At 43.5% G+C, this 26,295-nt stretch carries 30 protein-coding genes and 2 riboswitches; of the genes, 5 read left to right on the forward strand and 25 right to left on the reverse strand.

From position 1 onward, the window contains the following. Positions 1–154: 154 nt before the first annotated feature. Positions 155–1,324 carry a D-alanyl-D-alanine carboxypeptidase family protein gene (locus tag IJ23_RS11745; RefSeq protein WP_033906352.1) on the forward strand — a complete coding sequence of 390 codons (1,170 nt, stop codon included), beginning with the start codon at positions 155–157 and terminating at the stop codon, positions 1,322–1,324. A 212-nt stretch (positions 1,325–1,536) separates the two neighbouring features. Beyond that, positions 1,537–1,944 carry an SPOR domain-containing protein gene (locus IJ23_RS11750; RefSeq protein WP_005373701.1) on the forward strand — a complete coding sequence of 136 codons (408 nt, stop codon included), beginning with the start codon at positions 1,537–1,539 and terminating at the stop codon, positions 1,942–1,944. A 50-nt stretch (positions 1,945–1,994) separates the two neighbouring features. On the opposite strand, the gene IJ23_RS11755 is transcribed toward IJ23_RS11750, so the two are convergent. The 5 genes from IJ23_RS11755 to cspE all read right to left on the reverse strand — a co-directional run bounded on the left by IJ23_RS11755 (position 1,995) and on the right by cspE (position 4,888). Further along, entirely contained in the window at positions 1,995–2,468 is a 474-nt protein-coding gene (locus IJ23_RS11755) for a peroxiredoxin (RefSeq protein ID WP_005373699.1), read from the reverse strand. 126 nt (positions 2,469–2,594) lie between these two features. Further along, on the reverse strand, positions 2,595–3,611 hold the full coding sequence (locus IJ23_RS11760) for an adenosine deaminase (RefSeq protein WP_017819853.1): 1,017 nt from the start codon (positions 3,609–3,611) through the stop codon (positions 2,595–2,597). 89 nt (positions 3,612–3,700) lie between these two features. Further along, a riboswitch (purine riboswitch) is annotated at positions 3,701–3,800 on the reverse strand. A 237-nt stretch (positions 3,801–4,037) separates the two neighbouring features. Then, positions 4,038–4,178 (reverse strand): PA3496 family putative envelope integrity protein, encoded by a 141-nt coding sequence (locus IJ23_RS11765; RefSeq protein WP_017633782.1) that lies wholly within the window; start codon positions 4,176–4,178, stop codon positions 4,038–4,040. Positions 4,179–4,228: 50 nt separating this feature from the next. After that, positions 4,229–4,438, reverse strand: coding sequence for a hypothetical protein (locus IJ23_RS11770; RefSeq protein ID WP_005373692.1), 210 nt, complete (start codon positions 4,436–4,438; stop codon positions 4,229–4,231). 240 nt (positions 4,439–4,678) lie between these two features. Then, positions 4,679–4,888, reverse strand: coding sequence for a transcription antiterminator/RNA stability regulator CspE (cspE, locus tag IJ23_RS11775; RefSeq protein ID WP_005373691.1), 210 nt, complete (start codon positions 4,886–4,888; stop codon positions 4,679–4,681). A 401-nt stretch (positions 4,889–5,289) separates the two neighbouring features. Between cspE and IJ23_RS11780 the strand changes: the two genes are divergently transcribed. Further along, positions 5,290–6,138, forward strand: coding sequence for a pirin family protein (locus IJ23_RS11780; protein WP_017635146.1), 849 nt, complete (start codon positions 5,290–5,292; stop codon positions 6,136–6,138). A gap of 142 nt (positions 6,139–6,280) precedes the next feature. Here the strand turns inward: IJ23_RS11780 and IJ23_RS11785 are convergent, their stop codons facing one another. From IJ23_RS11785 to IJ23_RS11830, 10 genes are all read right to left on the reverse strand, one after another. Continuing rightward, positions 6,281–7,129 (reverse strand): patatin-like phospholipase family protein, encoded by an 849-nt coding sequence (locus IJ23_RS11785; protein ID WP_005373688.1) that lies wholly within the window; start codon positions 7,127–7,129, stop codon positions 6,281–6,283. 257 nt (positions 7,130–7,386) lie between these two features. Then, on the reverse strand, positions 7,387–7,725 hold the full coding sequence (locus tag IJ23_RS11790) for a hypothetical protein (protein WP_017635147.1): 339 nt from the start codon (positions 7,723–7,725) through the stop codon (positions 7,387–7,389). Positions 7,726–8,417: 692 nt separating this feature from the next. Next, positions 8,418–8,849, reverse strand: coding sequence for a YccF domain-containing protein (locus tag IJ23_RS11795; protein WP_005373685.1), 432 nt, complete (start codon positions 8,847–8,849; stop codon positions 8,418–8,420). A 218-nt stretch (positions 8,850–9,067) separates the two neighbouring features. Continuing rightward, positions 9,068–10,000, reverse strand: a complete 933-nt coding sequence (locus IJ23_RS11800) for a Gfo/Idh/MocA family protein (RefSeq protein ID WP_033906353.1) — start codon at positions 9,998–10,000, stop codon at positions 9,068–9,070. A 123-nt stretch (positions 10,001–10,123) separates the two neighbouring features. Next, positions 10,124–11,779 carry a phosphoethanolamine transferase gene (locus IJ23_RS11805; RefSeq protein WP_033906354.1) on the reverse strand — a complete coding sequence of 552 codons (1,656 nt, stop codon included), beginning with the start codon at positions 11,777–11,779 and terminating at the stop codon, positions 10,124–10,126. 21 nt (positions 11,780–11,800) lie between these two features. Continuing rightward, the gene (locus tag IJ23_RS11810; protein ID WP_005385571.1) at positions 11,801–12,124 is read right to left on the reverse strand and encodes a diacylglycerol kinase; all 324 of its coding nucleotides are present in this window, start codon (positions 12,122–12,124) and stop codon (positions 11,801–11,803) included. Between the two features lie 160 nt (positions 12,125–12,284). Further along, the gene (locus IJ23_RS11815) at positions 12,285–12,677 is read right to left on the reverse strand and encodes a hypothetical protein (protein WP_033906355.1); all 393 of its coding nucleotides are present in this window, start codon (positions 12,675–12,677) and stop codon (positions 12,285–12,287) included. Between the two features lie 119 nt (positions 12,678–12,796). Continuing rightward, positions 12,797–14,095 (reverse strand): ATP-binding protein, encoded by a 1,299-nt coding sequence (locus IJ23_RS11820; RefSeq protein WP_005373675.1) that lies wholly within the window; start codon positions 14,093–14,095, stop codon positions 12,797–12,799. Then, positions 14,095–14,808, reverse strand: a complete 714-nt coding sequence (locus IJ23_RS11825; protein WP_005373673.1) for a response regulator — start codon at positions 14,806–14,808, stop codon at positions 14,095–14,097. The genes IJ23_RS11820 and IJ23_RS11825 overlap by 1 nt, the downstream gene beginning before the upstream one ends. A 213-nt stretch (positions 14,809–15,021) precedes the next feature. Next, a complete protein-coding gene (locus IJ23_RS11830) occupies positions 15,022–15,318 on the reverse strand; it encodes an isoamylase early set domain-containing protein (protein WP_005373671.1) in 297 nt (98 codons plus the stop codon). A gap of 278 nt (positions 15,319–15,596) precedes the next feature. Between IJ23_RS11830 and IJ23_RS11835 the strand changes: the two genes are divergently transcribed. After that, entirely contained in the window at positions 15,597–15,977 is a 381-nt protein-coding gene (locus IJ23_RS11835) for a hypothetical protein (protein ID WP_033906356.1), read from the forward strand. 83 nt (positions 15,978–16,060) lie between these two features. After that, the gene (locus IJ23_RS11840) at positions 16,061–16,660 is read left to right on the forward strand and encodes a thiol:disulfide interchange protein DsbA/DsbL (protein WP_005373667.1); all 600 of its coding nucleotides are present in this window, start codon (positions 16,061–16,063) and stop codon (positions 16,658–16,660) included. 70 nt (positions 16,661–16,730) lie between these two features. On the opposite strand, the gene IJ23_RS11845 is transcribed toward IJ23_RS11840, so the two are convergent. The 10 genes from IJ23_RS11845 to codB all read right to left on the reverse strand — a co-directional run bounded on the left by IJ23_RS11845 (position 16,731) and on the right by codB (position 26,155). After that, entirely contained in the window at positions 16,731–16,976 is a 246-nt protein-coding gene (locus tag IJ23_RS11845) for a hypothetical protein (protein ID WP_033906357.1), read from the reverse strand. 152 nt (positions 16,977–17,128) lie between these two features. Continuing rightward, entirely contained in the window at positions 17,129–17,572 is a 444-nt protein-coding gene (locus IJ23_RS11850) for a DUF3429 domain-containing protein (protein ID WP_017819861.1), read from the reverse strand. Between the two features lie 10 nt (positions 17,573–17,582). After that, positions 17,583–18,128, reverse strand: coding sequence for a glutathione peroxidase (locus tag IJ23_RS11855; protein WP_033906358.1), 546 nt, complete (start codon positions 18,126–18,128; stop codon positions 17,583–17,585). Between the two features lie 105 nt (positions 18,129–18,233). Next, positions 18,234–18,890: a 3,4-dihydroxy-2-butanone-4-phosphate synthase gene (gene ribB / locus IJ23_RS11860; protein WP_005373655.1), complete on the reverse strand. Its 657-nt coding sequence runs from the start codon at positions 18,888–18,890 to the stop codon at positions 18,234–18,236. Between the two features lie 113 nt (positions 18,891–19,003). Then, positions 19,004–19,144, reverse strand: a riboswitch (FMN riboswitch). Between the two features lie 104 nt (positions 19,145–19,248). Continuing rightward, positions 19,249–19,866, reverse strand: coding sequence for a cob(I)alamin adenolsyltransferase/cobinamide ATP-dependent adenolsyltransferase (locus tag IJ23_RS11865; protein WP_005385580.1), 618 nt, complete (start codon positions 19,864–19,866; stop codon positions 19,249–19,251). A gap of 117 nt (positions 19,867–19,983) precedes the next feature. Further along, positions 19,984–21,837, reverse strand: a complete 1,854-nt coding sequence (locus tag IJ23_RS11870; RefSeq protein ID WP_033906359.1) for an MFS transporter — start codon at positions 21,835–21,837, stop codon at positions 19,984–19,986. Between the two features lie 146 nt (positions 21,838–21,983). Further along, positions 21,984–22,742: a helix-turn-helix domain-containing protein gene (locus IJ23_RS11875; RefSeq protein ID WP_017635156.1), complete on the reverse strand. Its 759-nt coding sequence runs from the start codon at positions 22,740–22,742 to the stop codon at positions 21,984–21,986. Then, positions 22,743–23,381 (reverse strand): HD domain-containing protein, encoded by a 639-nt coding sequence (locus IJ23_RS11880; RefSeq protein WP_017819864.1) that lies wholly within the window; start codon positions 23,379–23,381, stop codon positions 22,743–22,745. Positions 23,382–23,629: 248 nt separating this feature from the next. Next, positions 23,630–24,907, reverse strand: a complete 1,278-nt coding sequence (locus IJ23_RS11885) for a cytosine deaminase (protein ID WP_033906360.1) — start codon at positions 24,905–24,907, stop codon at positions 23,630–23,632. A gap of 9 nt (positions 24,908–24,916) precedes the next feature. Beyond that, on the reverse strand, positions 24,917–26,155 hold the full coding sequence (codB, locus tag IJ23_RS11890; protein ID WP_033906361.1) for a cytosine permease: 1,239 nt from the start codon (positions 26,153–26,155) through the stop codon (positions 24,917–24,919). Between the last annotated feature and the right edge of the window lie 140 nt (positions 26,156–26,295).

Raw genomic sequence — 26,295 nt, forward strand, 5'->3', positions numbered from 1 at the left:
CGACAAACATTGAGTAAAAGTAACCAATCGTAACAAGGTGGCTGTAACTGAGCGCCGTTTCAATATACTCGTTTTTTAACTAGGTAATCCCGCGCTTTGAATTCATTCGGGTACCGTTTGTAAGCCTTAAATGCTACTAAGATAAGATGTCATGATGAGAAAAAGTTCTATATTACACACAGTGTTAATTACAGGGTTCGCTGCTGTATCCTCGTTGGCTTATGCTGCGCCTTCAGTTGTGCCAAATGCGCCGGAACTCAGTTCTCGTGGTTATGTTTTGATGGACTTCCATACGGGGAAAGTACTGGTTGAACGTGATGCCCACAAACGTTTAAACCCCGCGAGTTTAACGAAGTTGATGACTGCTTATGTAGCTGGTCAAGAAATTAATACAGGCAATATTACGTTGAATGATGAGGTTGTCATCAGCCGAAATGCTTGGGCAAAAAATTTCCCAGATTCTTCAAAAATGTTTATTGAAGTCAATACTTCCGTTTCTTTGTCTGACTTATACCGTGGTCTGATTGTTCAATCTGGTAACGATGCCAGTGTCGCTATTGCTGAGCATGTTGCGGGAAGTGAATCAGGGTTTGTGAGTTTGATGAATAGTTGGGCCGCCAAGCTTGAATTGTCTAACACGGCATTCACCAACCCTCACGGCCTAGACAGTGACGGTTTATATTCGACACCTTATGATATTGCCAAGTTGGGCCAAGCGATTATTCGTGACTTACCTGATATCTATCCGCTGTATAGCGAAACCTCGTTTACTTACAATGGCATCACTCAATACAACCGTAATGGCTTGCTTCGTGATCGTAGTATGAATGTCGATGGCATGAAAACTGGTTATACAAGCGGCGCGGGTTATAGTCTAGCGACTTCTGCAACACAAGGTGATATGCGTTTGATTGCCGTAGTGATGGGAGCGAAGAGTGAGAATGTTCGTGAATCAGAAAGCAAGCAGCTGTTGAGTTATGGCTTCCGCTTTTACGATACGGTAATGCCGACTGAGGCGGGTGCGGAACTTGCGAAAGCTCGAGTTTGGATGGGCGAAAAAGACGAGCTTACTGTCGGCGTAGCTAACGATGTTTATCTCACTTTGCCAAAAGGAGATGTAAAAAATCTGCAAGCGGAAGTTGAATACAACGGTGATTTAGTTGCGCCAATTTCTGAGCAACAAGTGGTTGGTAAAGTGCTTTACAAAGTCGACGGTAAGGTCGTAAATGAAGCCGAGCTCGTTGCATTGGAGTCCGTGGAGGAAGGCAGTTTATTCAAGCGAATTTTAGACTGGTTTAAGCAATTGGTCGCTAGCTGGTTCTAAACAGTAGCGAACTTCTGTCTATATCACTCTATCTTGTTAATGTTCTATTAAATCAATTTACTAAGGCGACCAACGTGGTCGCCTTACGTTTTTGGAATACTCGTTGCGTTAAAACACAGGCCCTCTTGTAAGGGTGTGTTTTTACCTGACCAAGAGCGTTTTGTGTTTTTGGGTGCGAGAGAAAAGAAACTAGAACAAGAATGGAGTGACACGTGCACAAGATTTTATCTTTGACATTGATTTTATCGCTCATGGGCTGCGCTATGCCTTACCAGCAGGAGGTCGATAGCGGCCAATGTGTTGGAGTCATGACCTCTCAGGATGCATATGGTTATTTAAACCCAAACCATTACACGATGCAGGTACTCGCGCTAAAGCAAGAAAAAGATGTGAAAGATTATATTCGCTATATCGATCCTAAGCATCCGGTTTGGGTTAACTGGAAAAACAGCCGAGGCACGCGTTGGTATACGGTAACTGTTGGTGATTTTAAAACGAAGCAGGATGCCTACAATGCGCTTTCTTCATTACCAAGCCGTGTAAAGCAGTCATCCCCGTTTGTGCTGACTTTTGCGGAAATGCAGCGTAAGCAACAAACGAGTGTTGTGAGAATGCGTTAACCAACAAAAAACGGAAGCGATGGCTTCCGTTTTTGTATTTAGGAGTAAGCTTAAAGCGCCGCTAAAATCGTTTCTGCTTTGCTTGCTTCAAACTCTTTTGGCTCTTCAACGTTTAGCTTAGTCACTGTGCCGTTTTCAATGATCATTGCGTAACGTTGTGAGCGAATACCACCAAAGCCGCCTGTATCCATTTCAAGACCTAATGCTTTAGTAAAGCTAGCGTCGCCATCACCCAACATCAAAATCTCAGAAGCGTTTTGAGCTTCGCCCCACGCTTGCATCACAAATGCATCGTTTACAGAAACGCACGCAATTAAATCAACACCTTTTGCCTTTAGCTCATCAGCTAATACCACATAGCCTGGTAGATGGGCTTCTGAACAGGTAGGGGTGAATGCGCCAGGTACAGCAAAGAGTACGACTTTCTTGTTCGCAAACAGTTCTGTAACGTCGTGGTTCACCATACCATCGGCAGTCAACTCACTTAGAGTTGCAACTGGTAGAGCTTGGCCTTGTTGAATCATGATTCTATTCCTTTTTGTGTGCTAGTTTAGCTTTCTCAGTCTAGCGTTTATAAATGCGGTTAACCACAGAGTTTTTGTAGGGTTTTAATACCTACGCGTTTGGCCTAAGGCGTGGCACTGATGCCTTTATTGCAAAGCTTCGTGCTGGTTTACGTATTGGCTAACAAGGTGACGATATTTCGCCTTTAACTCGTTATCGATAAAGCTGGCATCAATCGCGTTCATTGTAAATTGGGCAAGTTCACTCTTACTCATTGGATGTGCGTTGTTGACGGCCAGAAAGTTATCCGTCATGTAGCCACCAAAGTACACAGGATCGTCTGAGTTAATCGTTACAGCGACACCTTTTCGTAGCAAATCCACAATATTGTGATCTTTCATATCGTCGAATACACATAGCTTAAGATTCGATAACGGACACACTGTCAGTGGCATTTGGCTTTCGATTAAGGATTCAACTAATGCTTCATCATCAACACAGCGAACACCGTGATCCACGCGGCTCACGTAAAGCATTTCAATTGCATCGCTAATATTTTGTGCGGGGCCTTCTTCACCTGCGTGAGCAACGGTAAGTAAGCCTTCTTCTACTGCTTGTTTAAATACGCGCTTGAATTTAGCTGGCGGATGACCTTGTTCTGAAGAATCTAGTCCAACACCAATGATCTTATCACGGTGTTTCAGAATAGCCTGTAGGGTCTCTATGGCGCTCTCTTCTGAAAGGTGACGGAGAAAACACGCAATAATTTGCGAGGTAATGCCAAGTTTTTCGTGACCATCTTTTAGCGCACGAGCGATTCCATTGATAACAGTGTCAAAGTCTATGCCGCGTTCTGTGTGTGTTTGAGGGTCAAAAAAGATTTCGGTATGAATAACGTTGTCTTCTTTACAGTGCAGTAAGTATTCCCAAGTGAGATCGTAAAAATCTTGCTCCGTACGCAGAACTCCCGCTCCTTGGTAATAGAGGTCGAGAAATGATTGTAAGTCTGTAAACTGATATGCGCTGCGTAGTTCACTCGGAGAAGAGTAAGGGATCTCGATGCCGTTTCGTTTTGCTAATTTGAATAAGAGTTCCGGCTCAAGTGAACCTTCGATATGTAAGTGCAGCTCTACTTTTGGAAGACCTTGAATAAATGCGTTCATATTCCACCTTATGTGTATTGTGGATGCAGTTACTCTAAGAATAGGTATAGATAGAAATAAATCGAACGCTATCACAAAGAGTAAGACCCACGATGATCTCAACTCTTCGTAATCAGCACTTTGCGGGAACTGGTAGAGACCCCCAAACCATATCATTGGGGTTATACGAAGCAAACGAGAGGGATTATACGCAAAAATATCGCTTTGGCTATACGCAAATAACCTAACTGTCATTAGTCACGGGTTTTCCTGTGAGCGAAACGACTATTTGCAAGTCACTTGAGTATAGAGGAGCCAGTTGTTTTTGCGTGTGTGAGAGGCACGTGTAATTAGAAGAGTAGTCTAAAAGAGTGGAGATTCGTTTGAGCAAAGGTAGGTGGCGGTACCTTGCACAACGATAAAGGCAGAGAAAGCACTAGAGAGCATTTATAGATCGAATAACTTATCAAATTCTCTTTGTTCCATAATGTCTTCTATGCGGCGTCGAGTTTTCTGCTTTACCGCCGCCGCGTTTTGTTCAGACTCTTTTTTGTCTTTTTCTGACTGCTTCTTACTTTTTCTAGCCATTGGATACCTTCCAAATTAGTTGCATTATCCATTAATGCATGAAAACTGAATCAGTTAACAGTAAAACTTCCTAACTTTGAACCTGAATCACAGAGAATAGTTCCAGATTGCGTTTTCTCACAATATTCAAAATCGATCATGAAGCTATGAGAAAGAAGTTTCGGTAATACGTGCCTTCGTAAAATATCACCATTTAATTGATGTATTTTAGCGTTCCAAGAGGTTTGAGGTTGTTCTAAATTAAATTCAATTTCTAACATTTATTCTCCTGTTTTTTAGTGATTTTCTCTTTGTTAAGTAATTGATACCAATGCCTTTGACGGCCAGTTCTTTTTGAGGACATGATTTTTCCTATAAATAATAAATTAAGCAGTACTATTCAGTTTATTTTAGATAGCACAAAGCAATGCCTAAAATTAGGCTGAGTGATTGATGAAAGAATATTTTTGAAGGAGAGAGGTTTGGTGCAGCATGGGCATGCTACACCAAGAAAAGCAGTCTTATAGAGGAGTTACTTCAGTCGCTTGAGGACCTTTTTTACCTTGCTCTACATTGAAGCTTACTTTCTGACCTTCAGTCAGTGTTTTGAAACCGTCAGAAACGATAGCGTTAAAGTGTACGAATACATCTTGGCCGCCGTTGTCTTGAGATAGAAAACCGAAGCCTTTAGTTTCGTTAAACCATTTTACTGAACCAGTTACTTTCGACATAAAAATACCTTTGAATTAAACATTAAAATTATGATTTGTTTTGTGGATCTTTTCTAAGCTATTGAATGTTCAATCAAGAGGAAGTTGTACGCAGGTGTCTGAATTGGGGATTCAAGATTTTACTGAGAGGAAACTTAAACTAAATGTTGCATTAACAGCTCTCTTCTAAGAGCCAAGGCACACTATACACCTTGTTTAGAAAATAGCTACATTTATTTTAGATAAATTAAATGTGCTCATTATTAACTCGATAAATTGTATTGTTCGAAAAAGTTGAATAAGTAGAACGAATAGTATGGCTCATAATTTTAGCTCATCAACCTAAAATAGAACCTTATAGATAGCCATAGATTAAACATGCGATTTGCAAGCGGTCACAAAGATAAACTAGGAGAACTAGTATGAGTACATTCAGAGAAATTCGTCAGCTTATTCCTGCGCAACCTACTGCTGATGGTGATGGAGTGAAAATTCGCCGAGTAGCGGGTTTCAATCATGCTAGTTTTTCTCCATTTTTGATGATGGATGAACTCAAATCAGAAGACCGCGCTGACTATATCGGCGGTTTCCCTCCGCATCCGCACCGAGGTATTGAGACGCTTACTTATATGTTGAAAGGTCATTTCCAGCATCGTGATCATATGGATAATGTTGGTGAGCTTCGTTCCGGTGGTGCACAGTGGATGGCGGCAGGAAGAGGCGTCATCCATAGCGAAATGCCTATTATGAAGGAAGGCGAATTGCATGGTTTCCAAATTTGGATTAACCAGCCTGCGAAAAATAAGATGCAGCCAGCTCAATATCATGACTTTCAACCTGAAACGATCACTGAGTTTGATACTCCGAATACGGGGGTTGTACGTTTGATTGCGGGTCATATGACTATAAACAACGAACGAATTCAGGGGCCGCTAACAGAGACAGGTGTTGCTGCCACGGTAGCCGATTGGAGAGCGATGGGGGGGCAAGCTTTGAATTTGAACACGGATCAAGACAACAACATGATGCTCTATGTCTATAAAGGTCGTATTCAATTAAAAGGTCGTGAGATCAATCAAGGCGAAATGGCCATTTTATCGAAAGGTGAATGGGTTGAATTGCAGGCCGAAAAAGAGAGTGGTGCACTGATCTTTATTGGTGAGCCAATTAATGAACCCGTGGTGCATTATGGCCCTTTTGTCATGAATAGCATGGAAGAGATAGAACAAGCCATCCAAGATTACAACTCTGGGTTGTTTGAAACTTACTAGTTTGGACTGCCTACTCGCTTTTTCAGTTAGCGAGCAAATTAAAACAGTTTTGAGCCTGAATATTGGGCTCGACCAGAAGCAAATACGATAATCCACTGCCATCGAATTTGCGTTAGCCACGTTTAATCCACGTGGCTTTTTTCTACTTCTGACTCCATCGTATGATGGCTTCCTTTCCTGCTTCAATTCCTAACTCATAAGCATGACGCAGTGGTGCTGGCGATCGACTCAGCCGTTTCAACTTGAATGTTTCAGGAGGACACACTTGAATGATTTCGATACCAGGTGGTGGGTTGTTGATCAGCGCTAAGGTCTGATTGTAGCGAACTTCACGTGTCAACATCGGTTCAATTAATCCGGGCGTTTCTTTCAACATCCTCCTAGTTAGGGCGCTGAATCTTCCTCTTGGCTTTTGATAGCTTGCGGGTTGGCTGCGTAAAACCATAATTTTTTTGGCTCCTCGCTTTATTGCTTCTGCAACAGGAAGTGCGTCTGAGACGCCACCATCAACGTATTGAATTCCGTTCAGTGATACGCCATTTCGGTAAAGTACAGGCAGTGCGCTGCTGGCTTTCATTGTTTCTGCCAAGTCGTCGACATCAGGAAGGTGGTACTCCGCTTGCCCATTGTCTTGACGCGTCACGCCTAAAAAGAAAGGTCGTGAATCAGCTTTGAGCGCAGATTTATCGATGCCAAGTTCTTCGAGGGTGACATTCCACATCCAGTCTAAGTTCATCATATCACCACCACGTAGAAGTTGAGATGGAGAGATAAATTCTTTTCTTAAGCTGTAATCGAGGTAGATTTTTAAGTTACGTCCGGGCATTTTAGCTAAGTAGGCAGCCAAGTTGCTAGCACCCGCAGACACTCCCCAAAAGCTATCAAATGGAGAGAACTCGCTAGCAAGAAAATGATCGAGTATGCCGCATGAAAATACGCCTCGCATGGCTCCACCTTCGACAATCAATGCTCGAGAGCCTACTTTTTCCATCACTTCGCTCCACTCTTTATCAATCGGATAATAGCGTGCAGCTTAACGCATAATGGTTTTATACCCAAGTGGGCCAAAGGTCTAGGTTGCGTTCCTTTGAATAAAAAGGGCATCAACGGATGCCCTTGTCACTTTTAGCCTATGGAATTGCGGGTAATTGAGTCGCTAATTTAGTGAAGGAGACCGAGCCAATTAGCCCCCTTACATAGAGCCATACCTGTAGTCCCATACTGATCGTTGTTGGAATAGTTTGATGATCACTTGTTAAATAGGCATACAAACACTATCCAGAGCGTTGTAAGCAAAAGTAATGGGGTGAATACTTTCTGGATAGAAGCGCCATCAGTTAAATTGTAAATTTTGATGGATTCATTATAGAACGCTCGTTTGAATTCTTTGAAGCTAATGTCGCTCTTCGCATGCGACTGTTCATAGTGCTGGTGCGCAGCGTCCGATAGCTGGTATTCCAAGTCTTGGAGCTCGTACTCCTTGTTAAAAAACGCATCCCAAGCCGAAAGGCGGGCTATCGTTTTAGGAGATGGATCCCCATTTAGTTTCTCTAGACGTTTAGCATAAGCTGCTTGATATTTATCCACGGTATATTCCTGTCTGAATAGACGTTGAGTTAGAACATATGTAAAAAAGAAAAATAAGTAATAAAAGGTTTTTTACGTTCTATACCTGTGATAAATGCTAAAAATTTCAATGCTCTAGCACTCCGATGTCGCAAATGATATTGATGGAATTGCTCTGCGACAAATAAAATAATTACTCTAGATAACAACGAATTTTTGTTGTTTTTTTTAAAAACTGATCATGAGATTGAGTGGGGATTTTTACCGAGAAGAATTTCGCTACTGTAACTGTCTATATTTACTCAAAAAGAGAAAATCTTAGAAGCTTTCTTTGATTGATGTGAGATATTTTAGGTCGAAAAGCATTAATTTTGGCTATGCTTATAGTTCGTCTTTTTTGTTGTTGAACTCTACTTCGAGGGGGAAAGAACCCATATTTCGAGCATAGGATAGCTCGCTTTTTCGTTACGTCGTTCTTGGAGTTTGAATCAGTGACGACGCTATGAGTCTAGCATCTTGAACTCACTTGGGTGTATTGATTAATTATAAAAGTAAAGCAGTGCTGAGCTAGGATAAACTTCAACGTAAAGGTGACGGTATGAATATACAATCAGCCATTATTGAATATGCGATAGCGATTATAGGCTTACTTTTGACGGGCGTTACCCTCTGAGCATGACTGCCCAGAGGATAGAAAGCGCATTAGCTTTTTGCTAACGATTGATGTTGTATCGAGCCATTGCAGCTTCTTCTGACGATACAACCGTTTTACCAATTGGTGCGAGTGAAATAACCGCTAGCTTGAGGTGTTGGAGCGCAAACGGAATGCCGATTATGGTGACAAAGCATGCTGCTGCAGAAAGTACGTGACCGATAGCTAACCAAAGGCCTGCAAATACAAACCAAAGGACGTTACCAATAACGCCGAGCGGACTCGTGCCAATGTCCATTTCATTGGTCAATTCATCGCGTGAGATGGCCTCTTTACCGAATGGGAAAAAGGAAAAATTACCCATAACGATACACGCACGCCCCCAAGGTATTCCGATGATGCTAATAAAGGCCAAAATACCAAAAAACCACCATAGCAACCCCATAAATACGCCACCAAATACAAACCAAATGATGTTACCAAGTGTTCTCATTCTATTTCCTTTATTCTTGAATGTGATGATTCAGATACCTGAGAGCAGCGTAAAACAAATCTAAACCGTCTGTTTTGTCGATGTGTGCTTTTGTGCCCTCATTCACCTGATTGATAGAATAATCGCTGTAGTCTTAACAGAGAATGAATGCCTTCCCTAAGGCAAGTCTTTTTAGTATAGAGCGTAATACTCAATCAAGCATATAGCCAAGAATCGCATTATCTAGAGACAACTTTCTCGATATATTGACAAATTTGCTCTGCCAATCGATGGCTGGCAATGTTGCGTTTTACTACTTCATTAGCAATATTTCCAGACTCAACGACGCCAAACCAGTCGAGCAACATCGAATGGAAACCTTTACTCGTTAGCATTGGCGTCCAGTCTTTCAAATTGATTTTTTGCTCTTGGTTAGCTTGCCATAGTTTGCCTTCAACGAAGGAGTCGAACTCAACTGCCTTGTTTGCATAACAAGCTTGAACGCGCTCTGTAGTGATACCGAAGTGGCGATTCATCGAGGCGTGGAGCAAAGTATCTCCATGTTGCCACTGAATATCTAAACGCGCCAACTGACTACCTTCAAGTTGATGAGTTACATAAGCATCTTTTAGATCGGCTTTGGCTGTGACGTTAACGCTGTCTAATGGGTGAATAAAATCATCAAATATAAAGGTACGAACATCCCCCGGTAGTTGGTGACGGTTCTTTTCCCAGCGTAGCGACTTTAAGTCAGATATGTTGCCTTGCTGCACTTGTGGCATATGTTGGTTGTAAAGTGGAATGTGACGACGGTTAAAGCCCACATAGAGTGGCTGTCTCTCTTTTGCGGCAATGTCGTACAGCTTTTCCACGTCATCAGCACTGTTCGCTAATGGTTTGTCGACAAAGGTTGGAATTCCATGCTGCAGAAAAAATGCCGCTATTTGAGGGTGTACGCTTGTTGCCGCATGAATCATGACGGCATCGACGCCAAAGTGCAGAAGTTGTTGGTAGTCCTGGCAGATCTCTGAGATTCGATACTGCTTAGCCAGGCTCTCAAGTGTGTTTGGGTTGCGGGTACAAAATACAAGTTCGATATTTGGAAGCTGAGTGATAACAGGAAGGTATGCTTTCTGAGCGATATCCCCTAGACCAATAATACCAATTTTCATCCTAGTCCTTATCTCGATGTATGGATCGCGGACTGTCAGTATAACGCTTGGCGCGGCGATGAGTTTAAATACCTTGTTAGAAAAAGCCTGATTCACACTTTGAGCCAGGCTTTATTGAATGATTTAGGAAACGGCTCGGCAGGCTTTGAATATATCTAACTTGCTATCGTAGGCTTGAGTTTGTACATCCATAATGCCTAATAAAGAGTGGAACACGTTATCATGTGAGTATTGGCCTGCATTCTGTGCTTGTTTATACAAACAGTCGGTATTGATCTGCTTCGCTTGTTTAAAGCCCGAAGACAGCCACATAATCAAAGGAACGCGTTTTTGGAAATCTGGTGCAAGGCCATAAGGCATACCATGTAAGAACAATCCGTTTTCGCCTAGTGACTCACCGTGATCCGATATGTAAATTAGCGCAGTATTATACTCAGACTCTAACGCTTTAAGTTTTTTGATGGTTTCTGCCAATACAAGATCGGTGTAGCGTATTGTATTGTCATATGTGTTCACTATTTGTTCGATGCTACAGTTTTCGATATCTGCACGTGGACAGTCTGGTTTAAAGAAGGCGTTGTCTCTTGGGTAACGCTGAAAGTAGGTCGGACCGTGGCTTCCTATAAGGTGCATGGCGACCACTCGGTTACCGTGCATATCCGCGACTTCCTGATCAAAATGATCTAATAGCGCCATGTCGTAACAAGTTTGGCCATTACACATAGGGCTTACTTGCTTTCGATCCACTTCGATTTTCTTGATCTTGTGGGCTACTTCTTTATCCCCACCGTCATTTTCTTTCCAAATGAGGTCAACCCCAGCGCGCAGCATTATATCGAGAGCATTGTCCTGGTTATCCGCTTTGGTGCGTTCAAACTCGTTTCGCGTGAGCTGTGAAAACATACAAGGCACAGATACAGCAGTCGCGGTGCCACAAGATGCGACGTCTTGAAATGAGATAACATCCAATTTACTAGTATAAGGGTTTGTCTCTCGTGTATAGCCATTGAGTTGGTAGTTCTGCGTTCGAGCGGTTTCTCCTACGACAAAAACCAGTAGTGTTGGTTTGTGCTGTGCTTGCTGTACGGCGCTATCTGACTGCTTTGCATCTGTGCCGATTTCTCGATATGGCTGTGGCGTGGTGAAATATTTCTCCTTCACATACCCGGTCGCGCTGTAAACGAACTGGGTGGGTATGATGATTTTTTTTAGGTGGCTATTGTTGCGCCCTACAGATGCGTAGTCTTGATAGTACACGCTGGCAATGACGGCGATGACAGCTAGCGACGACAGCATCGATACTAATTTGGTAACAGAGAAGTACAGTAATTGGTGACGTTGAGATTGCAGCTTGACCTTAAAGACAATTATCGCTGGGATAACTCCCATAATCAGCGTCCAAATTACAGAGTGAGCACTCAGGTAAGAACTCGCCTCGCTCGAATCGGTTTCAACAATATTGGCAATCATTCCAGAATCGAAAAGTGTGCCATAGTTATAGCTTGCGTAGCTCACCATACTTGAAACAATGATTAAAATTATAAAGAACGGCTTGCCGATCCAAGGCCAACTAAATAAATTAAAAAGGAAATTGAGCGCGGCAAGAAAGAAAATTGGTATTGTGATAATAAATCCAATCTTGACATTATCTAAGTGTGTAAAGATGCCGATCAGTTCTTTATAAATAGGGATATTTACGACGAGAGCGAAATACAGCGCCAACAGGAAAGTAAAGGTAACGTAAGAGATACCTCTCTGTTGTAAATCATGTGTCTTCATAATGAGTGTCTTGAATAAAAATTAGAGCAAGAACGAAGCCCAAATAAAAAGGGCAAGAGTTAACGCAACAAATACTGCTGCTGAGCCAATATCTTTGGCTCTACCACTGAGCTCGTGCCAGTCATCGCTAACACGGTCGACAACCGCTTCTACGGCGGAATTAATGAGTTCTACGATCAATACCAAGAACAGGCTACTGATCATCAGCACTCTTTCGTATGTGGTGACAGGAAGGAAAAAAGCACAGACGGAAAGCACCAAGGCGAGAATCAATTCTTGTCTAAAAGCGGCTTCGTGTGTCCATGCGGCTTTCAATCCTTGAAATGAATAGCCGGTCGCATCCATGACACGGCGTATACCTGTTTTACCTGGCTTCAAAATATGACCTTACTATTTAAGCATTGGGATGGAACACATATCCCAGAGAGGTAACGAGATTAATCGTTACAGCGTGAAACATTTGTGAATAGAATCCATCGCGCGATAATTTAAGAAAAGTGCTTATTTAATCAAGATCGTAGACGGTATAGCCTTTGTGCTGGAGGCATTTACGCAATACGAGAGATTGAGTTTTGGTTGAATCATTTGTTGCACTCAAAGCACCAGCTCCAGCTCCTACAGCACCGCCGGCCGCAGCACCGACAGCCGCTCCACCTAATCCGTCTTCTAGCGCACCAGCAGCTGCGCCGATCAATGCGCCTGTAACTGCCCCATTAGTGGCTTCAGATTTCGCTGCCTCTGATTTGTCGACATTTTCTGCATAGCCTTGGCAGTAAAGAAAGTCTTGTTCATATGTACTAGGGTCGACATTGGTCATGTCGACGACAGGTTTTTGGTTGTAGGCGCAAGCTGTAAGCGTAGAAGTAAGCGCCATAATCAGGATAAAAGATTTATACATGAGTACTATCCATTTAGTGTGTGAATCTTATGGATTAAATGTACACTGTTTTATTGTTGGGCTCTGTCGCTTGAGTGTATTGAAGTGTCGTCTTCTGTAAACGGGGTAGGAAGGTTAAGTTAACTGTCTGATTTTTTGAGGCTAAGTGTGAAGCAAGCTCCTCCAAGTGGGCTATGGCAAATCGAAACTTCTCCACGTTGAAGCTCCATTATCTGTCTGACAATCGCCAAGCCGAGCCCAAACCCGCTCGTCTTTTTGTTGCGAGATTCATCCGCACTGTAAAATGGTTCGAATAGATGAGGCCAATGCTTTTCTTCAATACCTATGCCATCATCATGAACATTGATGAAGCAGCGGTGCTGATCGTGTTTTATCTCTACTAAAATCTGCTTATCCGCGTACCGCATTGCATTGCGCAGCAAGTTATCTAAGGCTCGCTTTAACAATTTTGGGTCAGCAAACGCGAGAACGTTTTCTGAGTTTACTTCTTGAAGCGAGATAGCGAGCGTAGTCTCTTTTTGCCATCTCTGTCGTAATTCTTTGACTAAGTTGAATAGGACGACTTCTTCTTGAGTTTGTAATGCTGTGTCAGGACGCTCCATCTTTGCGTAGTAAAGCAATTCTTCAACCATTTCTTCCATCTCGTCAATGTCTTCGACGATACTGTAAACATACTTTTTCTGTTGTTCAGTTAAGGTTGAATCCGATAACAAATCTGCTTGCCATTGTAAGCGGAAGATTGGGGTACGCAATTCATGTGCAACGGCGTTAGTTAGCATTTTATTGCTAGTGATCAAGCGAGATACTTTATCGGCCATCGTGTTAAAGCTTTTGTTTAACGTCCCAACAGACTTAGCGCTTGAGGTACTAGCTCGAGCCTTGAAGTTACCTGAGGCAAACTCAACGGTCACTCTCTCTAGCTCTCGAATCCGACGGCTTAAGAACCAGATCAACAATATGCAATACAGAGCAAATCCAGCTAAAAAGAACAACCAAACGATATTGTCATCAAAGTTGGCTGCTTTAACCACAGGACTATTCGGATTATCGCTCATTTTAAAGATAGGCGTGCTCGCATCTAGGCGGAACCAGATATCCCTTTCTTCATCGTAAGCGACGTTAACGGAGGTATCACTTTCAAACGCCTTTTTGATGTCTGTTGGAAGCTCTTCAAGCGTATGAGGCACCAACAAACGATGGCTTGATGTGGCAAATTGTTCCAACTGTTGTTGAGTATATTCTAATCCGTGTTCTTTATAGATAGGGTAGATCAGATCGTGAAAAGCTTGACCCTCATGCTCTTGTAATAGGTAGTCATAATCTGTGTTGATCTCATAAACTAAGAACTCGTATCCCCACAAGCTAGCCATAAACAGAATGATAAGGCCAACAAAGCTTTCCAGATAAATCCGTCTCATTATTCATTCCATGCATCAGGCATAAATAGGTAGCCTTTGCCGCGAACGGTAATGATTTTTTGTGGTGAGCAAGAAGCATCGCCTAGCTTCTTTCTCAGTGTCACTATGCGATTATCAATGGTGCGGTCTGTTCCATCGTATTCAATACCACGTAGTGTTTTGGTCAGCCACTCACGTGATAGTGTTTTTTCAGCATGCGTAGCAAGAACCCACAACAAATCGAACTCGCCGTCTGTCAGCGCAATTTCTTCTTGGTTCATTACGCACGATTTACGCAATCGGTTTAAACACAGAACACCAATTTGTAGGCCGTTTTCGGACTCGGTAGGCGCCGCCTCTTTTCTTCTTAATAGCATGCGAATACGGGCCAGCAATACGCGAGGTTTAATGGGTTTAGTAACAAAGTCATCTGCGCCTATTTCTAATGCGGCGACATGATCGAAGTCATCATCACTTGCTGTTAGCATCAACACTTTGCCTTTGTAGCATTCTCGGATTTGACGACATACACTCAGACCATCTTGTCCGGGTAGCATCAAATCTAACAGCACCACGTCTGGTTGTGTGTCAATAATCGCATTGGGTGCGTCCGTCCCATTGTCGATACATTTGACCTGAAAACCTTGTTCAACAAAATACTCTCCCAACATAGTTTGTAATTTGGGATCGTCTTCCACAATGATTAGAGATGGTTTGATTTGTTGTGCGTTCATTTAAGTGATGTATACAATATTTAATATCAATGGAACTTAAACAAATTTACGAATTATTTCAAATAAAGCTTTCTCAGAATAAGGTTATCGGATGAGTTAATTGGATAAAATTGCCAATTAATAATTTAAATCTAATCACCTATCACATTTAGAGAGATGCAAAAAGGCGCAACGTTTGCGCCTAGGTATGGAATCTTAAAGCGAAATTACCGCTTATTCGGTGGTACACACGACGCTGTTGTCGCTGCCAAATGCATTTGGAACGTAAGCATCAGCTTGTGGGTCATTTTCCCACTTCGCGTCATCGAGCAAGTAACGGAACTGAACATTCTGCGCTTTAGGTAAGCGGGTTTTAAATTTAAACTGACGACTTTTCTTCACTAATTTCATCGGTTCTGGCTGCCAGTTGTTGAAGTCTCCAGCAATTTGGACAGAGTCCCACTGATCTTTATCTAGCTCGAACGTGACTTCGACTTCATCTTTTGTCTTAAAGAATCTTTTTTTAAGCATTGATCTTTCCTTGTTCGTACAAAAACTGTTCTAACTATTACTCGTGTTTCATAATGATTTCAAGTTTTATAGAATTGTTGCTGGTATCTGATGAGGGGAGTATCCGAACGGTGAATAGCTCGTTGTGCTGGTTTCGTGTACTGAGGGAGCGTTAGAGAGAAAATTCACTAGCCTAAAATAGTCAAAGAACAGAGTTTGTTAGCGAGCCGAGAGTCCGTATCTTGAAGTCAAACCGTTATCATGTATTATCTTAAATCACCATTTTCCTTGATGTAGCTATGTTGAAGTTTAACCGTACATTGTTGACTGCGATAGTTTGCTTAGTTGCTATGCTTTTGAGTAGTGTCGCTCCTGTGGCGCAGGCTTCCGCTCCGATGAAAACAATTGAAGTACGCGATCTTATTGTTCAACAGGCTGCTCTGCACAAACAACTTGGCGTCAACGACGACTGCGTAGAATCACATCACGATGAGTCAGCCATCAATAAGGCACAACAATCTCACACGAGTTGTAGCTCTTCCTGCATGGTCAAAATTCCCGCCAACTTATCTCAAAACGACTTACTGCTTCTTCCTTATAGCCTTGCCTTGATTGGTAGGCCTCTAGTCGAAAAAGTAGTGACTGTGATCACCAAGCTTTATCGTCCTCCGATTGTTTAATTCCTCATCTCAAATTACTTGGGGTTTACCCCTTTTTACCAAATGAAATGATTTGGCATTTGAATGCCACAAGGAAATAAACAATGAAAAAACTACTTGCCTTATGTAGTGCACTTTTACTGACTTTTACCGCTCATGCAGCGCAATTTGAAGAAGGGAAGCACTACAAAGTTCTGGATGTTAAGAAAGCATCGAAACCTGTTGTGACGGAATTCTTTTCTTTTTATTGCCCACATTGCTACAAGTTTGAGTCGCTTATTGAGCGTTTAAAACCTGCTCTGCCAAAAGAGGCAAAGTTTGAAAAGGTACATGTGGGGTTCATGGGCGGAGATATGGCGATTCCGATGGCCAAGTCCTACGCGACGATGGTGTCGCTCGGGGTTGAAGATACAATGATTCCTGCCATGTTTGCCCAAATTCATCAAAAGCGACAAGCGCCAAAAGACGAAGCTGAGCTGAAACAACTCTTCGTTGATAATGGCGTAGAAGGTAAGAAGTTTGATGCGGCTTACAACAGTTTCGCCGTAAACTCAATGCAGAAAGGTTTTGATAAGCAATTCTCTGCTAGCACGTTGAGAGGGGTTCCGGGTGTGGTTGTGAACAATAAATACATTGTTTTGGCCAACGAAATTCGTACTTACGACGAGTACAATCAATTAGTTAATTACTTATTGACGCTGTAACTATAAATAGCATTGAAGCTTAAAAATGGCGACGGTAGAGTCGCCATTTTTTATGCTTATCACTTTCGTATTATCTAAGAACGCTTGTACATGCTTGAGCCGGAACACTAGTCATAAATATGGCATGCGGATAAAACAAGCTAGCAGCAGTGATTGCAACATTACATGGCTGAGCAATCGTGGTTTTAATCACATTGGTAAGCACAGCGCCTGTATTATTTACTGTTTGAGCGGCGGCTTGTTGTGCCTGGTAAGACACGCAACCTGTCGTTGCATTGATCATCGCAGTGCTAAACAAAAGTTTGCGAAAAAACATATTCATATCCTTTGTGAATGCTTTGAATTACTTATATGTGGATTGATTCATAAATGAAACAAAACAGTGTTCAAAATATGTGTGCATTCACGAAATGAACATTGTTTTATAAAAAGACGTTTTTTTGTGATCTTAGTACTGGACAGACCAGGTTATGAAACTAAAGCCAATCCGTGCATTACGATTACGCCGAAGGTCAGTTTGCTCCTCATTCCTTGATATCCCTTGGGCTCGGCGTCTTGTTCGACTTTCCTCACGAGCTTTTCTGCATACCAAACAGCAAGATACCCAATTGCTAAGAGTAGGGTAGCGACCGCGTAATGTTTGTGGCCCTGCAGTAATGCGCCCCAAGCCAGTAAGACAAAAAGGTTGCTGAGAATTAATACATTTCGGCTAAGGCGGTGGTAGTAATGCTCAATGCCATTACCCCAAAGGATGCCAGATAAAAAACTTAATATAACGGCGCTATATGCGATGAAAAATTGCTGACCACTTAAATTGAAGAGTGAGATGTCAGTGAAAATCAGCCCTAAACTAAACACAAATGGAACCAGGCCTAAGTAACCGAGTTGTAGCATGGTTGAGCGTGTTGTCATGGTCGTCACCTTACAATTGTTGCTCTATCATATTGGTAAGCGTAGTACTTGTCGGTGATGTGGAGCTTGGAAAAGTAGCAATAACTTTACCTTCAGAGCTAATCAGAAACTTGTAGAAGTTCCATTTTGGTTTTATGCCTGCTTGGTTAGTAATTTGGTTGAAGACTGGGTTCGCATCTACACCTAATACTGAAGAGCGAGCCATCATTGGAAAGGTTACCCCGTAATCGAGATAACAGACTTTCGCAGTGTTTGTTTCGCTTCCTCTATCTTGTCGAAAGTCATTGCTCGGGAAACCGATAACGGTGAAGTTTTGGTCTTTGTAAGTTTGATAGAGGGTTTCTAACTGTTCGAACTGAGGAGTGAAGCCGCACTGGCTTGCTGTATTGACGACTAGTAGTGTCTTTCCCTTAAAGCTTTCGCATAGATCGACTTCTTCCGTTGAGTTTAACAACCTTTGCTTACCTTGAAGAATATCAGGGCACTCAGATGCAAGAGCAAGCGAATTCATGGAGAGAAAGCTAACGAGAGCGGCGAGTTTCAGTAATCCTTTCATGGTGTTGTTCCCCTTGTTTTCAATAAGTATAACTACTCAAGTGCAAAGAGGATCGATCAAAAAAGCCGCACAAATGCGCGGCTTTTTTCAAGAGCTGAGATCTGACTATGCCAGTTTCAACTCGAACTGGTTCAGGTACATTACCATGTCTTCAATCGTCAGTACCGGCATGTTGTGCAGGCGACCGAATGCTACGATCTCCGGTGCCTTTGCCATCGTGCCATCTGGATTGGTCACTTCACACAGTACGCCAGCGGGTTGAAGCCCTGCCATTTGCATCAGATCAATCGTACCTTCTGTGTGACCACGGCGAGTCATTACACCACCTGGACGTGCGCGCAGAGGGAATACGTGACCCGGGCGAGCAAGATCTTCCGGTTTTGCGTGCGGGTTTGCCGCCGTTTTAATGGTCGTTACGCGGTCTGCTGCTGAAACACCCGTTGTTACACCAACTTTCGCTTCAATAGAAACCGTAAATGCGGTTTGGTTTGCGCTGTTGTTGTTTACCACCATTGGAGGCAGTTCCAGTTTGTCTGCTTGAGCATCTGTTAAGCACAAACAAACGATGCCGCTACATTCGCGGATCATCAATGCCATTTGCTCGTTAGTGAGGTGCTCGACTGAATAAATGATATCGCCTTCGTTTTCGCGATCTTCATCATCAAGAAGCAGTACGCCACGGCCTTCTTTTAAAGCGATAAGTGCGTTTTCAACGCGAGTAATTGGGTCGCCGAATTCGGCAAGTAGTGATGACTGATTCATGGTTAACTCCTAAATTTCACCAGAATCAGGGCGGTATGAGAGATCGCCGTAAAATACGATCAAAAAGAAGTGCACCAGCATTCTTAGCGATCTGACTCGCGATGCTGGTGTATTCTTATTCTCTTTCATCCGGACTATAACCGTCGGCTCTGGCATCTCACCAGATCTGCTGACCTCGACGAATCGAGCGCTCGCGGGCTCACTTGAAAAAGTATACCGCCGGTGGGGAATTTCGCCCCGCCCTGAGAACAATTAAAAATGTACCACTTCATCCAAGTTGTGAAGAAGTGGAGCTAGGATAGTACTGCGAACTGAATAGCTTGGAAAGTCGATTCCATCTGTATGATGGAAAAGTGTGCTATCGACGGAAATAATCTGTGCGAATAAAGTGATCAATCTGCTGCGGCACGAAGGTGTTGTAAATCAGGCTCGTATGCGTTTGCTTCACTTCGATATGATCTTGCATACCGTCCAGTCTTGTCTCTTCCACGGTAACGGTACCGTCCGACATGGTGTTGTCATTACGGATCAACAATGGGCGAGCACCAATCGGCATCGTTCCTGCGATACTGCCGAGTTTTTGAGGGAGATCCCAAGCGTCATCATGTTTGTTTAATCCGTGGTGTGGCGAATTGCCTAAAATTGCACCCAATCCGAGATCTTGAATTCGGCCTACAATGGACGCGCCTTTAAGAGGCGAACCGATAGCGACAACATGAGAGATTAAGTTAGTGCTCGGTTTTCTGTTGGCGAGATAGCGCTTAATCATCAAGCCTCCCAAGCTGTGTCCCACGAGGACGTTTGTGGTCAGTGGATTAAGCGAATGATCAATAGAATCAAACAGTGAAGACTCATCGATAGCAACAGTGTTATAGCTGAGTACTTGCGTTTCGTATCCGAGTTTTCTCAGCTTTTGGCTAAGAGGCTGCATGACCAGCCCATGCATATAAAGACCATGTAAGATGATGATTTTCATAATACCTCCTAGATTTATGACGTCGTAGATATCCTACTCTAATTGACAAGAAACTACTTGTGCTTTGTGGTGCATATTTACGTTTTGCTGCAAAGTTTGACTGCTGTAGCAAGCGACTCAGCCCAGTAAATCCTGTACTTGTTGTTGCAATTGATGACGATTTAAAGACGCAGGACTTAACACTTCACCGATAACAACATCCACTTTTGACCAAAAACGAGTCGGTCGTTTTGTGAGAGCATGTCCGCCTTTGTGGCTGAAAAAAGAACCCCAAAGCCCTTTTAACGCCATAGGGATGACAGGAACAGGGTTACGTTCAAGGATTTTCTCTACACCAGGGCGAAACTCACCCAATTGACCGTTAGACGTTAAACGACCCTCAGGGAAGATACAGACAACCTCACCGTCGTTAAGTGCTTGTTCAATCTGCTCAAATGCTCGTCGGTAAGTGTCGGCACACTTACGTGGAGAACAGATCGGGATAACACCTGCATGACGGAATACATATTTAAGAACAGGTAGCTCGCTGATGGACTTGTCCATCACAAAACGAACCGGGCGAGTAGAGGTTCCCATCAAAATCAATGCATCGACATAGCTAACATGGTTAGCCACGATTAACGCAGCACCTTGTTCAGGAATATGTTGGCGCCCCTTTACGGACACACGATACATACAATGGCTGAGTAAATAACTGATAAAGCGTTGTGTGAATTCCGGTACTTGACGATAGACATAGACTGCCACGAAGAAGTTACCTATTGCCATCATGGCAAACAGTTCCACAATAGAAAGCTCTAGTACGCTGAGTACAACGATCGAAACCAAAGCAGACACCACCATAAACAACGCATTCATGATGTTGTTAGCAGCAATGGCACGTGCACACTCCCCTTTGTTTGAACGCGATTGGATGAACGCATAAAGAGGAACAATAAAGACACCGCCGCTTACACCAACAAGGAACAGGTCAATCATGACGCGCAGATGTTTTGATTCAGCAACGAAGCTTTGAACATCATAAAAGTGCACCGGAAGTGATGGATAACTTGGGACTGCCCATAGCAAGTCGACGCCAAACACTGTCAGTCCAAGGATACCGAATGGCAAAATACCAAGCTCAACGTGGTTGAAAGAGAGCTTTTCACACAACCAAGAGCCTGTCGCGATACCAATGGAAAACAATGCCAACAGTAAAGAAACGACAGTACTGTCTGCAAACAAATGTTCGCGTGCGAAGTTAGGGAATTGAGTTAGGTAAGTCGCACCCATGAACCAGAACCAACTGATGGCAAGAATAGACATCCAGATGCCTCTCTGCTTTTTTGCCACTTTTAACGTGTTCTTTAAACCAGAAATCGGTTCAAACTTCGCTTTGTCATTTGATTGGCTAGGCATCGCTGGAATATTCACGCTGCTCATGAACCCAAGCAAAGACAAGGTAATCACGACACAAGAAGCAATCAAGGTACCATTAGGAGTGGCTAGCAGCACACCTGCGCTAAGCGTACCTATAAGAATCGAAAGAAACGTGCCCATTTCAACCCAAGCATTTCCTTTAACAAGCTCATTTGGTTTGAGCGCTTGTGGTAGTAAGGCGTATTTCACGGGGCCAAAATAGGCCGATTGAGTGCCTGTCATAAACAGCAGAACCAGCATAAGCATGGCACTTTGGGTGGCAATAGCGGTTGCTGCGCAAGACATGATAGCTAGTTCGATGAGCTTTAGACGTCGGATTAATTTGGCTTTGTCCATGCTGTCAGCGACGGCACCAGCATGCGCTGAGAATAGAAAGAAAGGTAGGATGAATAAGCCTGCCGCCAAATTAACGAATAGATTGACGGATATTGGTAGGTTATCAATTTGGCTGTATGTCACCATCAATAACAGAACGTTTTTGTAGATGTTGTCATTGAGTGCGCCAAGGCATTGCGTCACAAAGTAAGGAAAAAAGCGTTTTGAGAAAAACATACGGGCCCCGATTAAACAAAGTCGAATGAGATGGGAGCACTTTATGCTCAATGAACGATTAAACCAGCTTTCTCTTTCAAGTGACGTTGTATGCCACCAAAAGTAACGAAATTCGTTACTTTTATTTCCATTTGTTTATTGAGTTACTAATTGCGAGACTTATTGGTGAGTTTTCTTTCCCATGGTTCAAACAAAGGGAACGTCCAGCGACGCATCGCAATAATCAGAGAGGTGCCGTGTTTTTCGTCCATATCGAGAGAGCTATCACTTTGGCAAGCCTGATAAAACTCATCGATGACCTTTTGCAGTTTCTGTTGTAGCTTCTTGTTGCTTGGTACACTCATCAGTCCTGTTGCCATGGAGAACTTTTCATCTTCACCAGAAAAGTAGCTTTGGAAAAAGGCGTCTTGAACTTGCTGTTGGAAGAACCGTTGAATAGGGCCGCCCATCTGCCACTTAAATGTCGGAGATATACGCAAACGAATTTTGTTATTTGGCTGCAAGTCGATGATGTTCAGCCGATCCAAATGAGCAAGCTTTTGCACCAGTTCCAACTCATTGAAGGTATATTGCTGAACGATTTGTTCAAACTGATAGCCATTTACAACACAGATCGCCACGAGCAGCAGGGCTTTATCGTTAACCAGCTGCTTTTCTTGCTCTAACGTTAGCGACTCCAGACCTTTATTGTGCGCAGCCGCGAGCTTAAATAGTTCCGCCATTTCTAAACCAATCAATTGGCAAATTCGTTCTAAGCGCTCAAGGCTAATGTGCTGACCTTCAGCGAGTAAACGTTTGACGCTTCCTTCACTTAAATCAAGGTGTTGTGCAACATCGGCATAATGCAGCCCAGTTAACTTTAGTTGGCGTTTAAGCTCTTTAATTAACGTATAGCTTTCTGACATTTACGCTGTTACCTCGTCGTGTAACTGCTCTAGGTACGTTTGCATAAAGGTTTTGCGTTTTTGCGCTTCGCGTCTTGCTGACTCTGTGTTCATGGTTTCAGCGATTTTGAATAACTTGGTCTGAAAGTGATCCAGAGTGAATTGTTTATCGTTAAGTTCACGTTCTTCGGCAAATATATCGCTGTCGTTGTAAAGTTGCGCGTTAAATTGAGTGCTGACTTGAATGCATCGCGTCACGCCAATTGCGCCTAAAGCGTCCAGACGGTCGGCATCTTGGACGATTTTGGCTTCCAACGTATTTGGCCTGATGTTTGCGCTAAAGCTGTGTGCCTCTATCGCATGAGCAATGGCATCATGATATTGCTGCGGATAATCGATACTCTCTAAAAATGCGACCGCTTTTTTGGCTGCGATGATTGAGCTCTCTTTGCGATTTGGGTGATCTTTCGGGTAAGTAAAGCAATCATGCAAATAGGCAGCCGGTAATACAATCGCGATGTCTGCATTTTCTTCTTTGCAGAGCTGTTTCGCTGTTTTGACCACGCGTTTTACGTGTTTAAGATCATGAGCTGCATCTACTTGCATCTCTTGCTGCATAAATTCCAAAAATTGCGGTTCTATCTGGCTTAATGACGTCATGGTTCATATCTACAACTAAAATGAAGTCAGAAGTATGCCCAACGCTTAGAATAATTTCCAAGTGCGATGGTGTAATTGAGATTCAGCCACCAGAACCTTGTGCAACGTTTGGTACTCAGCCGTTTTATATGGCCTTTCAATGTGTTCAGTGGTTTATGAGACAAGAATAGACAGAGCGAGCAGTGATGTTTACCAGTAGAAAAAAGGCCTGACGATGTCGTCAGGCCTTTTTCGTTTCGCCGATCTTTTTAGCGTTTGAACGTTACTTGCTCTGCTTGTTCAAGATGAATATGAGTTGTCGCAGGCTGTGTTTCTGCAATCACTTTACCGTGACGAACAGAGTAACGAACCGGCACTTGGCGACGTACTGCGTCAAAACCATTTTCTGCGGGAAGAATCAGTAAACTACCAGGTTTGCCTTCTTCAATGCCGTGCTTATCTTGAATGTTCAGTGTACGTGCTGAATTGGTGCTGATCAGATCCAGTGAGTTGTTGATTTGGTCGTAACCCATCACCTGGCACACGTGCAGACCCATATGCAGCACTTGCAGCATGTTTGCAGTGCCTAGTGGGTACCAAGGGTCAAATACATCATCGTGTCCAAAGCAGACGTTGATGTTGGCATTCAGCATCTCTTTCACTCGTGTTACGCCGCGACGTTTTGGGTAATCATCAAAACGGCCTTGTAAGTGAATGTTCACCAATGGATTTGCCACGAAGTTGATACCGGACATGCGTAATAAACGGAACAGGCGAGATGCGTATGCACCGTTGTAGGAACCCATCGCTGTGGTGTGACTGGCCGTAACTTTATTCCCCATATCAAACTTGTGCGCTAATGCTGCCAGTGTTTCAACGAAGCGAGATTGTTCGTCATCGATTTCATCACAATGCACGTCGATCAGACGGTCGTATTTTTGCGCTAATTCGAACACGTAGTGCAGCGATTCAATGCCATATTCGCGTGTGAATTCAAAGTGTGGAATCGCGCCAATCACGTCCGCACCTAATTTGACGGCTTCTTCTAGCAGCTCTTTGCCATTTGGATAAGAGAGAATTCCTTCCTGCGGGAAGGCGACGATTTGGATATCTACCCACTCTTTCATCTCTTCACGCACTTCTACCATCGCTTTTAGGGCAATTAGGGTAGGGTCTGAAACATCGACGTGGGTACGAACGTGTTGTACGCCGTTTGCTATCTGCCATTTTAAGGTTTGTTTTGCGCGCGCTTTCACGTCTTCAATCGACAGCATTTCTTTGCGCTCAGCCCAACGTTCAATACCCTCAAACAATGTGCCAGAGATGTTCCAGCTAGGCTCGCCTGCGGTTTGAGTTGTATCTAAGTGAATGTGTGGCTCGCAGAAAGGCGCAACCGCCATACCGCCTTCAGCATCGATGATGTCACCGTTATGACTAAGCTCCACATCGTTGCTTTCAATGCGCTTGAATTGACCATCTTCAATCAAAATTTGCTGCAGACCTTCTTGTCCTTTTAGCGTTATGTTTTTGATCAGTAGTGTTGTCATGATGGTTCCTTACGCTGGCTGTGTAGCCAGTGCTTTTTTGTTAAGAATAGGATTAAGAATCAGGAAGCTAATTGCGCCGCCAAGTACAGCGTTAATCGGCACTACGCCAGGCAGGAAGTGTCCCGCACCAACGCCAATCACGACAGCGATAATGCCAGCCCAGTTAACGTTTTGGAATTGGGCGGCTTCAAAGTTTGCGTAGCGTTTACGGTTCGTGAAGAAGTCAGCGATGATCACGCCGCCAATCGGTGGAATTGCCAACGATAAGAAGGTCAGCCAGCCAACAAAGTTATTGTAGAGCCAGAGAGCGCAAAGTGTGCCAACAAGACCGTTCGCCATTGAGATGTATTTACTTGGTAAGCCTGTGATGTTGGAAAATCCAAGACCCGATGCGTAGAGCGCGTTGTCGTTGGTGGTCCAGATGTTCAAGCCAAGAACGATGATAGCTGGAATAAGAAGACCTTGCGCGATCATCACTTCAGAGATGTCTGATTGACCCGTCACCGACGCACCTGCCGCGCCAAAGATAAACATTAACGAGTTACCGATGAAAAATGCCACCATGGTGATCATCACGGCGCTGCGCGGCTTTTTGCCAAAGCGTACGAAATCCGCCGTTAACGTACCTGCACTAACAAAAGAGCCGACAACCATCGCGAGAGCCATTGAAAAGTCGAGTGGTTCGGTTGGTTGAACTTGTTGTAGTTCGCCAATACCGCCAACGCTCTTTACTGCCTCGATGACAGAGTAGCCGCCAAGTAGTGCAATCGCGGGAACGGCGATTGCTGACAGCACCATCAGTGCTGAGATTCCAAAGTAAACGGTCGCGGTCATGAGCAAACCGGAGACAAGGATCAAAGTATTGGTATCGATGCCCGTTGCTTTATGCACCGGAATCGCAAACATCGCGACACCAACTCCAAACCACCCAACTTGAGTTCCGCCAAGAAGAGCAGAAGGAAGCCAAGAGCCTTTAGAACCAAAAGAGAAACGAGCAAGAAGGTGGGTAGAGAGACCAGTAGAAGCGCCGATGTAACCGAGGAAAGAAGTGTAAATACCGAGGATTAGGTTACCGATGAGAACAGCGAGGAAAAAATCATTAAAGGAGAGCCCAGTACCGAGAGAACCACCTGTCCACATACTTGCGGAGAAAAAAGTGAGTCCTAACATCACCATGGTTAGTGACGCCACGCCTTTTCTGGCCGTGTTGGGAACTGGTCCAAGACTGTAGTTATTGTCTCCAGCCATTATTGCCTCCGCACATTGAAATATTAAATTATAGCACCTGATTTTCAGGCAAACGGCGCGTATTATCGTGATGTAAATTTAATAGTCAATGATAAAATTGAAATTTAAACGTTTGCTTGGTTTTTTATGTGTATTTTTTC

Origin of the sequence: Vibrio sp. OY15 (assembly GCF_000742455.1) — a bacterium.
GTDB lineage: Bacteria > Pseudomonadota > Gammaproteobacteria > Enterobacterales > Vibrionaceae > Vibrio > Vibrio alginolyticus.